An 8,873-nucleotide genomic window follows, 5' to 3' on the forward strand; every position below is an offset into this window, starting at 1 on the left:
TACTGAAATAGGGCCTTCCCCATGATAACGAAGCTGCCGCTTCGCCGAAACCCCGCCACCAAGGGCATGGGGTCGCTGCAAGGCGGTGGGAGAGGGGAGACGATCGTTCATCTGCGGGCATTGTCGAGAAAGGCATATGCGGGCTATCGTACAGATCGCCACGCTATGTCAAGCGCGGTGGTGCGCGAGAAACCTGAGACCTCTATGAGCGAGCTATCGCAGCGGTGCCGCAAGCTGCTTTACCGAATGATGTGGCAGACACCTGATGGGATTGTCGACGCGTTCGCGCTATGCGCGACGCGCGAGGATGCGCGGCGGTTTTTCTGCTCGGCGATATCGTTGATATCGGGCATCCATCAGGACGAGCTTGAACTGTTCAACCTCGAGTCCTTTGACGATCTCGTGAATGCGGGCGTGAGTGAGGACGAAGACATGCGCATCTTCGAGACGCAATGGAGCGGCGCCCGTGTCGTCGGTTGGACAACGCAGCCGCTCTTCCTGACGTCAGATCCAACTTTGATCGCCAGGTGGGCCGACCTGCGAGCCGAACTGGCAGCCGCTCAGACTAACTCGGTCATCTCACGCATCAGCGGGCGCGGATGCTAGGGGCCATAAACGGCGATCGGCGCGAAGCCAATGGACAATGAAACGTCACTTTAGCGAGTCTGGCGCGTTAGCGGACCACAACCCAGCCGTCGTTTGTCAGTTCTACGTATAACTCGCTGTGGTACTGATCGTTTACTGTCTCAATCAGATCGGGGTGCAGTGTTCGAAGCACTGCCTCATCGTCCCAACGCGGACGATCAACGAGCTTCGCCTCATACTTGATATTGACCCTGTCGCCCACGTGAGGGTTTTCAGCCGACGACGCCCAGGTGATCGCGAGAAGCTTGGCTTTGCCCCCGCAAATTTTTGAGTTCTTTGCCGGATTTGCTTGACGGTAAGCTTTTTTGCCTTCGTCGGTCAGCGCATAGTGGAAGCCAGGGACCAGCAAGTGCGCCGAGCCGGCTAGCTGCACATGGGTCGGTTCTTTGGTGAGAAGACCGGTTTTCACGAGCGGCTCGAAAAACAGCGCATCACTCGAATGTTCGGCTGCATCGAACGGCACTTCGCCGACCAACATGCACACCGCGTCCTTGCCGTCGAAGTAGGTCTGCACCGCCTTCGCGTAGTTCTCTTTCGTTGGCGACGACTTGCCGTCACAGGCGGCTAGCGAAATACTCAAAAGCAAGGCGGCACAGGTGCCGGCGATTTTTGACGACTGTATACGTTGCATATTCGACATTGAATTGTAGAGGGCTGATACCTGCGCTTAGTCAGCTTCCGGCAGCATGCCACTGCGTTCCAGCGTGACTCGCGAGGCCTTGCGGGTACGCTGCGATGAGCGTTGGGCAATTCGAGCAGTCCCGATCGTCCGCACGTCGAAGCCTATCTCGCCAGCCGCTCTCACGGCGGCATCGAGAGTCTTGAAGTGACGCACCTTGTGAGTATCAAGCTCGCGAGCGGTGCGCAACTGGATCTGCGTCTGGCGACCTTGCCGGCCGACGACGAGCAGCGTAAGCACCCACTGATCGTCGCCAACGTTAGTCGCAAAGAAATCATCCACCATTCCGGCGCGAAAGAACGTCTTGGCCTGTGCTGGCGTCCACGTCTCAAAGTCCTGCTCAAACAGTTCGCCTGATGCCGCCATGCAATCGCCTCCCGTCAGTCGCGTGCAAGTGTACCAAGACGTTTCCAGAAAATGTAGCAACGGAAAAGGAAAAAGTGGCCGACTCGCCGAAAAGCGGATAGATTTGTGGCAAGGCGCGACGGCCATCCAATACATAAAGTCGCGCAGCAGCCCTGGTAGCTCAGGAAAAATTTATCGAGGCATTCGTGAGGATTCTAGCGTTTCGCTCCCCGGGGAGACGCAAACGGTCTCAAATTGGCGGGGGCGGGTGATTAAACGCATGACGATTGGACAATCGAGGCATCCGGGCGACCCGAAGGATCTAACTCACTGCACGACGCAGCACGCCAGCGCATTGCTCCGAAGAAGGAGGGCGACGATGAGTGTTGATTTAGGCACGGAGATCCACGTGACGTTCGACCCCGGCAGCGTGCGCGCTGCGATGGTCGTCATCAATCAGCCAAACCCGGGGTTCGCGCGCCCGAGAACCGAGCGCCGGCAGTGCTTCGCCACGAGATGAAGGAATGGACCCACCTTGATATCGGATGCGCGATGGCTTTGGCGGAAGAAAGAGAGGTGTTTTTGCACGCCGATGCATCACGCGGCGAATTTGGGGATGGCTGCCCGCGCCAGCCCTTCAAAGGGAGCGCGGAAGTGACGGTAGCGGAGCCACGCCGTCAGGCCGATCGAGGCGCTCCAGAGCAAAGCGATGACGACGGCGGCTAGTCGACTCATTGGGCGGCAGTCGGCAACCAACGCGGTAGTGGCGATGTTCAGCCATGATGTCTGGCGGGATCCACTTCGCAACGGCCCAGATGTCTATCGGCAGCAGGATGACGTCGTCTACATCTCCGAGTATCGGAATGAAGTCGGGGATCGATCGGTGAAAGCGCGCACACCCCGCTACGCAGAGTGGGAGCACCTCGTCACGAAGGCGCAAGCCTGATTGCCGACGTGGAATTCGTCGAGATGACGCGTTCAGGTCATATTCCCAATGTCGAAGAGCCCGGATCTCTACATCATGTTGCTGCACGAATTTCTCGCGGGCTGGTGATGACGCGTCGATCGAAACGTTCGACCGTCAAGGCGTCATGGTAGTGAGAAGGGTCTTCTTCCCATTCTTATAGCCGTATAGCGTGAGCCTCGGGCTTTTCACATCGCCCTTGTCGTCGAACTCGATGCCGCCAATCAGGCCTTGATAGTCAGTCGAGCGCGCGGCCGCCAGAACTTTCGCGCGATCAGTGCTGCCACTGCGTTTCATGGCATCGACGATGACCATGACTGAGTCGTATGCGTATGGCGCATAGATCTGGACGGAAGTTCCGAACCGCTTTTCATACGCTTTTTCGAATGCCGGACCCGCCCTCATCCGGGATAACGGGAGGCCGGCGATACTGCAAACCAGATTGTCGACAGCTGGGCCGGCCAGCGATGCGACTTCGTCCGAGCATGTGCCATCGCCGCCGAGCACCTTAGCCTTGAGTCCCAGTTGTGCTGCCTGTTTGATAAAGGGTCCCGCCGTCGCATCCATGCCGCCATAGAAGATCACATCCGGAGATTGCCCCTTTATTTTGGTAATGAGGCCCTTGAAGTCGATGGCTTTGTCGTTGGTCGCTTCTCGCGCGACGACTTGTGCACCGCCGCCTTTGATGGCTTCGGAAAACTGATCGGCGAGTCCCTGGCCGTATGCCGTGCTGTCGTCGACGATAGCGACTTTCTTCGCTTTAAGGGTTTGCAAAGCATAGTGCGCGAGCACGGGCGACTGTTGGGCATCCGTCGCCACGAGACGATAAGTCGTGTTGAATCCTTGCTGCGTGAACTGCGGATTGGTGGAGTCCGGTGAGACTTGCAGAACCTGGGCGTCATGGTAGATACGCGATGCTGCAATAGAAACGCCGGAGTTCAGGTGCCCGACGACGGCCACCACGCCGTCATCGACCAGACGTTGCGCAACCTGGGTGCCCTGGCGGGGATCGGCCTGGTCATCCATGGCGTCAAGTTCCAGCTTTACCCTTTTCCCACCCACGACGAGACCTTGCCGGTTGACGTCTTCCACCGCTAAGCGGGCTCCGTTCTCGTTTTCCTTACCAAGATTCGCAATCGCGCCGGTGGTCGGCGCAGCGCTGCCGATTTTCACGATCTTGGCGTCGTCAGCCGCATACGACGCGCAGCACACGAACGACAGCGCCGTTGCCGCAAGTCCGGTTTTGATATGACAGTTCATTCTCCCGCTCCCAATAACGATCTGCTTGTTGAAGTTCCCCCGTGCAAAAAGTGGAGGAAAGCCGAACAAAGGCTATGGGCGCAAAAAGACGATGACAATTGACTCTTTCGGTTGTTCGTATTACGCGGAGGTAATGTGATCGGGTTCCAGGCGCTGGATTCAGCTGATGCTGGTGTCGCTCTGTGAAGCGCTAGCGGCCGCCTCCTCGCGCATGCACTGCGCCAGCAGCAGCGGCGCGGGGCTATTCAGATCCGCTCTGCGGTATAGCACCACTTCACCAAGTTCTGTGAGAGGCGGGAAGTTGATCAACGATATGCGGCCCCTCGCTGCATATTCGGTTGCGTACGACAACGGAAGTAACGCTATAAAAGGTGCGCGCGCCATCAGCTCGATATTCAGCGCGATGCAACTAGACTCCACAACAGCGTCATGGATATCGAGGCCTTCTTTTTCCATCAACTGGGCGAGCGCGATGTGGGACGGACTTCCTTGCTGCGGCACAAGCCACGTAAAGTCGGTGATGTCCTTTAGCGTGACGAGTCGCTCTCTGGAAAGCGCATGAGTGGGACCTGCAACGAAGACAATGGGCTCGCTGTATAACGACTCCGTCGTCAGGTCGGGGTCGTCTTTCGCTCTTGCTCGCGCAAGTACGAGATCCGCTTCGCCGGTGCGTAGCATTTCGAGGAGCTTGTCCAGCGAAGCCTCGATGAATCGAACAGAGGCTGCTGGTGCGCGAGTGAGAAAGGTCACCATCGACTGTGAAATAAACGAGGGCGGTACAGCCGTCACCGAGCCGAGATTCACATGCCCCGCAGTGCCCGTGACCAGCGAAGCAACGTCGCGCTGTGCAAGTCCCACCTGGCGAAGAATCTCGCGACCTCGCCGCGCGAGGACGATACCGACATCCGTAAGAAGTACAGCCTTACCGACGCGCTCAGTCACGGCAGCGCCCAGTGCCTGTTCGATCTCTCCAATCTGTTTCGACACGGCTGGCTGCGTGACATTGAAGGCGGCCGCTACCTTCGTGACCTGCTTGAGGTCTGCCAGAGCGACCAGCAATCGCAGATGCGACAACCGGAGGCCGCTCGAGAAAAACCGCTCTATGGGAGTCAACATCTTCTGTCTCTGGTCACATTACGTGTGGGTAATGTAGTGACTTAAAAAGTGATTTGTCAATGGCGTTTCTGGTCGCCTATTCTTGCCGGACTGGAACGCGGGTCGGGCGTCGATCCTGCGCCCTCGACGGCAGAAGAAACAGAGAGATTCAACGGACAAGAAATGAACCTTGGTATTGACGCAATCAGCAAAGATAGCTCGGCGCGACTTTTCGAGCGCGCGCGAGCCGTGATGCCTTCGGGCTATACCCGCAACATGCTAGTCACGAAACCGCATCCTTTTTACGCTGTCAGCGCGGAGGGACCCTATATAACCGATGCTGACGGTCGGACGCGTATCGACTGGGTCAACAACTTCGCTTCGCTGATTCACGGTCACAACAAGCGTGAAGTTGTCGAAATCATCTCTCAACAAGCCGCGCGACTATTGTCGGCCACGATGCCGGCCGAATGGGAAGTGCGCCTTGCGGAGTTGCTTGTCGAGCGAATCCCTTCAGTCGAGCAGATCCGGTTCATGAACTCCGGGACAGAAGCTAATCTCATCGCCATCAAGGCAGCGCGTGCGTTCTCCGGCAGATCAAAAGTGGCCAAGCTCGAAGGCGGCTACCACGGTCAATATGATCTGCTCGAGGCCAGCTATATGCCGAAGGCTGAGGAATGGGGTGACCGCGAACGCCCAGCAGTGCTCGCACACAACGCTGGCACGCCGCGCTCGTTACTCGACGAACTCGTGTTGTTCCCGTTGAATGACATTGCAACGATGCGTGAAATCCTGATGCGCCACGCTTCCGAGGTCGGCACCGTCATTATCGATCCGAGCGGATTATCGTTGGGAACGGGCGTGTATGCCGATCGCGAGTTTCTTGTCGCGCTGCGCGAAACGACTGAAAGGCTCGGCATGGTTCTGATCTTCGACGAAGTGTGGTCGCTACGCGCCGGATATAACGGAACGCAGGGCATCATCGACGTCACGCCCGATCTCACGACGATGGGCAAGATGATCGGCGGCGGACTGCCCATCGGAGCGGTCGGGGGCAAGCGCGATGTGATGTCCGTTTTCTCGGTCGATCAAGGCGAACCTAAGGTGAAGCACTCCGGCACATTCACTGGCAATCCGATGTCCATGGCTGCCGGCTTCGTCGCGATGTCGCTGATGACACCGGGCGCGTTCGACATGCTGGCGGCACAAGGTCAGCGGCTGGCGGCTGGGTTGAAGCGCGCACTCGTCGATACGAAAACGCACGGGCATGTCGTCAACCGCGGTTCGATGACGAATCTGCTGTTCACGGAAAGCATCCCCGTCGATTATCGCGACCTTTATGCCCAGCTGACGCCGGCCGTGTCAGCGCTATCCGCGAGCATGCCGAAGCTGATGGCGGTTGAAGGCTTGCATGTGCTTCGCAACATGTTCGTCGGTTCGACGGCCATATCGGATGCCGATGTGGACCAGACCATTGCCGCAGCGACGCGCGCGCTGACGGCCGCGCGACAAGCCTGACGGCCAGATTCGGATGAGACGATATTCGGCTAATGTCGGCATGCTGTGGTCGCACCTGCCGCTTGTAGAACGCATCGAAGCGGCTGCGCGCGCAGGCTTTCGCGCGATAGAAATGCACTTTCCCTACGCGATTGCGCCTGGCGAAGTGCGCGACGCAATTCAAAATTTTGATCTTGCGCTGCTCGGGATAAACTCTCCACCCGGAGACCTCGCCAAAGGCGAACTCGGCCTTGCGGCCATCCCGGGTCGTGAAAGCGAATTCGCTGAAAGCCTGCATGTGGCGTTGAACTACTGCCAGGCGGCCGGCGCGCAAGCCTTGCATATCATGGCGGGCAACACCGCCGGATATTGGCGCGCCGCATGCATCGAAGCATTCAGATCCAATATCGCGTTAGCCGCCGACCTCGCGACTTCGAGTAACGTCAGGCTACTGTTCGAACCATTGAACCGGGCGCTTCATCCGGCGTACTTCTATCACGAGGTCGATGAACTGGCGAAGTTGCTGGACGATATCGGCCATCCCTTGCTGAAGATCCAGTTCGACACCTATCACGTCGGCATGCATCACCGCAGCGTACGAGACGTGCTGAAAAGAAACTGGTCGAAAATCGGTCACATCCAGATTGCCGCCGTACCGGATCGCGGTGAGCCGCGAGCTGGCGATATCGATATCGTAGAGGTGCTCGAAGAAGCAGAAATGCGCGGCTATGACGGCTGGATCGGGTGCGAGTACAAGGCTCGCGGAAATGTTGAAGAAGGGCTGGCGTGGAGACAGATGACGAGATTCTCCGAGGCGGGCTAGCGCACGATTCCACCTAAACACCGGACGAATTGAAATGACGAATTCGGCTAAGAAAACGCATTCTGCTGGGCTCTCTGGAGCGCTAGCCGAAGCAGCAGAGAGATACTCGAACGCAAATCCAAATAGTGCAGCGCAATTTAGCAAAGCGTTAGCGGCCATGCCGGGCGGCAACACGCGCTCAGTCCTCTATTACTCGCCGTTTCCGCTCGCGATTGCGCGAGGCGAGGCAGCAAGACTGTGGGATGCGGATGGACACGAATATCGCGACTTCATCGCAGAGTTCAGCGCTGGCGTATATGGCCATTCGAATCCCGTCATTCGCCGCGCTATCGATACCGCGCTCGATGGCGGGATCAATCTCAGCGGCCACAATCTGATCGAGACAGAGTTGGCAGCAACTGTTTGCGATCGCTTTCCGACAGTCGAACGCGTGCGCTTCACCAACTCCGGCACAGAGTCGAATCTCCTGTTGCTGGCTGCGGCGAAAGCCTATACGAAGAGGCCCAAGATTGTCGTGTTCAACGGCGGATATCACGGCGGCGTGCTCTCCTTCGGTTCAGGTCAGAACCCCGTCAACGTCCCTCATGAATTTCTGCTCGCGACATACAACGATATTGCCAGCGTCGAGGCGTTGTTCAACAGGCATGGCAGGGAAATCGCCGCGATTCTTGTTGAGCCAATGCAAGGTGCGTCAGGATGTATCGTCGGGCAGCCGGAGTTTTTGCGCGCATTGCGGGACCTGTGTACGCGATTCGGCGCGTTGCTGGCCTTCGACGAAGTGATGACTTCACGGTTGGCGCCTGGCGGAATGCAGGCATTGCTCGATATTAAAGCGGACCTGACATCGCTCGGGAAATACATCGGCGGAGGAATGTCGTTTGGCGCTTTCGGCGGGCGCGAGGACATCATGGCGCAGTTCGATCCGCGCAAGCACAGGGCATTGGCGCACGCCGGTACATTCAACAACAATGTACTCACGATGTCCGCAGGCGTTGCCGGACTTCGTGAGTTGTACACGCCGCAGGCCGCAGTGGAACTCAATCAACGTGGTGAGCGGTTTCGCGATGCCTTGAATCAGCAGTTCGCCGCGTCAGGCGTCGCAATGCGATTCTTCGGACTCGGCTCATTGATGAATTTTCAGCCGACTGACAAGGAAATTCGTTCCGTCGATGACCTTGCAGGCATGGAGCACAGGCTCAAAGACCTGTTTTTCTTTCATATGATCGAGAACAGCGTTTATATGGCGCGACGTGGTTACATGACGCTGAGTCTGCCCGTCACAGAGCAAGACATGGCGCATTTCGAGTCGGTCAGCGCCCGCTTCATTGAGCGTTACCGGAGACTTTTGCCCGCCAGCTAATGAGCGCGCGAAGACAGAGTCCGGTCCTCAATCTCAAGCGCGTATCGCTTCCGGGCGAGATCGCCGACATCGCGTGCTTCATGTGCACCGCACCCGCGATCACGGCGCAGGTCATCGCCGCTGAAAATGGCCTGTTGCTCAACAACGGCTGAACCCACTGACACCAACGCGACATGTCCCACTTTCAGAGCAACAAGCCGCTTGG

11 protein-coding genes are annotated in these 8,873 nt (G+C 57.8%); 6 read left to right on the plus strand and 5 right to left on the minus strand.

The window, feature by feature from the left end; all coding sequences use genetic code 11:
- Nucleotides 1-21 precede the first annotated feature (21 nt).
- Nucleotides 22-606 carry a hypothetical protein gene (locus H3V53_RS35305; protein WP_336601781.1) on the plus strand — a complete coding sequence of 195 codons (585 nt, stop codon included), beginning with the start codon at nucleotides 22-24 and terminating at the stop codon, nucleotides 604-606.
- A gap of 67 nt (nucleotides 607-673) precedes the next feature.
- On the opposite strand, the gene H3V53_RS35310 is transcribed toward H3V53_RS35305, so the two are convergent.
- Both H3V53_RS35310 and H3V53_RS35315 read right to left on the minus strand, forming a co-directional pair.
- Nucleotides 674-1,276 (minus strand): hypothetical protein, encoded by a 603-nt coding sequence (locus H3V53_RS35310; RefSeq protein WP_336601782.1) that lies wholly within the window; start codon nucleotides 1,274-1,276, stop codon nucleotides 674-676.
- Between the two features lie 36 nt (nucleotides 1,277-1,312).
- On the minus strand, nucleotides 1,313-1,690 hold the full coding sequence (locus tag H3V53_RS35315) for a hypothetical protein (RefSeq protein ID WP_336601783.1): 378 nt from the start codon (nucleotides 1,688-1,690) through the stop codon (nucleotides 1,313-1,315).
- A 358-nt stretch (nucleotides 1,691-2,048) separates the two neighbouring features.
- On the opposite strand from H3V53_RS35315, the gene H3V53_RS35320 reads away from it, so the two are divergent.
- Nucleotides 2,049-2,189 carry a hypothetical protein gene (locus H3V53_RS35320; protein ID WP_336601784.1) on the plus strand — a complete coding sequence of 47 codons (141 nt, stop codon included), beginning with the start codon at nucleotides 2,049-2,051 and terminating at the stop codon, nucleotides 2,187-2,189.
- Complete coding sequence (locus H3V53_RS35325) at nucleotides 2,186-2,395, plus strand: hypothetical protein (protein WP_336601785.1); 210 nt, start codon at nucleotides 2,186-2,188, stop codon at nucleotides 2,393-2,395. Before H3V53_RS35320 ends, H3V53_RS35325 begins: the two co-directional genes overlap by 4 nt.
- 355 nt (nucleotides 2,396-2,750) lie before the next feature.
- Here the strand turns inward: H3V53_RS35325 and H3V53_RS35330 are convergent, their stop codons facing one another.
- Together H3V53_RS35330 and H3V53_RS35335 are read right to left on the minus strand one after the other, a co-directional pair.
- Complete coding sequence (locus H3V53_RS35330) at nucleotides 2,751-3,893, minus strand: branched-chain amino acid ABC transporter substrate-binding protein (RefSeq protein ID WP_336601786.1); 1,143 nt, start codon at nucleotides 3,891-3,893, stop codon at nucleotides 2,751-2,753.
- 159 nt (nucleotides 3,894-4,052) lie between these two features.
- Nucleotides 4,053-5,009 (minus strand): LysR family transcriptional regulator, encoded by a 957-nt coding sequence (locus tag H3V53_RS35335; protein WP_336601787.1) that lies wholly within the window; start codon nucleotides 5,007-5,009, stop codon nucleotides 4,053-4,055.
- 162 nt (nucleotides 5,010-5,171) lie between these two features.
- Between H3V53_RS35335 and H3V53_RS35340 the strand changes: the two genes are divergently transcribed.
- Genes H3V53_RS35340 through H3V53_RS35350 form a run of 3 tightly spaced genes read left to right on the plus strand, consistent with a single transcriptional unit; the run spans nucleotide 5,172 to nucleotide 8,668 of the window.
- Entirely contained in the window at nucleotides 5,172-6,506 is a 1,335-nt protein-coding gene (locus H3V53_RS35340) for an aspartate aminotransferase family protein (protein WP_336601788.1), read from the plus strand.
- A 40-nt stretch (nucleotides 6,507-6,546) separates the two neighbouring features.
- Complete coding sequence (locus H3V53_RS35345; protein ID WP_336601789.1) at nucleotides 6,547-7,308, plus strand: hydroxypyruvate isomerase family protein; 762 nt, start codon at nucleotides 6,547-6,549, stop codon at nucleotides 7,306-7,308.
- 34 nt (nucleotides 7,309-7,342) lie between these two features.
- Nucleotides 7,343-8,668, plus strand: coding sequence for an aspartate aminotransferase family protein (locus H3V53_RS35350; RefSeq protein ID WP_336601790.1), 1,326 nt, complete (start codon nucleotides 7,343-7,345; stop codon nucleotides 8,666-8,668).
- On the opposite strand, the gene H3V53_RS35355 is transcribed toward H3V53_RS35350, so the two are convergent.
- On the minus strand, nucleotides 8,665-8,873 hold a 209-nt coding region (locus H3V53_RS35355), incomplete at its 5' end, for a hypothetical protein (protein ID WP_336601791.1). The genes H3V53_RS35350 and H3V53_RS35355 overlap by 4 nt on opposite strands.

Source organism: Paraburkholderia bengalensis (assembly GCF_037126505.1).
Lineage (GTDB): Bacteria > Pseudomonadota > Gammaproteobacteria > Burkholderiales > Burkholderiaceae > Paraburkholderia > Paraburkholderia bengalensis.

Coding starts and splice junctions, on each gene's coding strand:
- H3V53_RS35310 (WP_336601782.1), bottom strand. CDS start 1,276: ATGCAACGTATACAGTCGTCAAAAATCGCCGGCACCTGTGCCGCCTTG.
- H3V53_RS35315 (WP_336601783.1), bottom strand. CDS start 1,690: ATGGCGGCATCAGGCGAACTGTTTGAGCAGGACTTTGAGACGTGGACG.
- H3V53_RS35350 (WP_336601790.1), top strand. CDS start 7,343: ATGACGAATTCGGCTAAGAAAACGCATTCTGCTGGGCTCTCTGGAGCG.
- H3V53_RS35320 (WP_336601784.1), top strand. CDS start 2,049: ATGAGTGTTGATTTAGGCACGGAGATCCACGTGACGTTCGACCCCGGC.
- H3V53_RS35305 (WP_336601781.1), top strand. CDS start 22: ATGATAACGAAGCTGCCGCTTCGCCGAAACCCCGCCACCAAGGGCATG.
- H3V53_RS35330 (WP_336601786.1), bottom strand. CDS start 3,893: ATGAACTGTCATATCAAAACCGGACTTGCGGCAACGGCGCTGTCGTTC.
- H3V53_RS35340 (WP_336601788.1), top strand. CDS start 5,172: ATGAACCTTGGTATTGACGCAATCAGCAAAGATAGCTCGGCGCGACTT.
- H3V53_RS35345 (WP_336601789.1), top strand. CDS start 6,547: ATGCTGTGGTCGCACCTGCCGCTTGTAGAACGCATCGAAGCGGCTGCG.
- H3V53_RS35325 (WP_336601785.1), top strand. CDS start 2,186: ATGAAGGAATGGACCCACCTTGATATCGGATGCGCGATGGCTTTGGCG.
- H3V53_RS35335 (WP_336601787.1), bottom strand. CDS start 5,009: ATGTTGACTCCCATAGAGCGGTTTTTCTCGAGCGGCCTCCGGTTGTCG.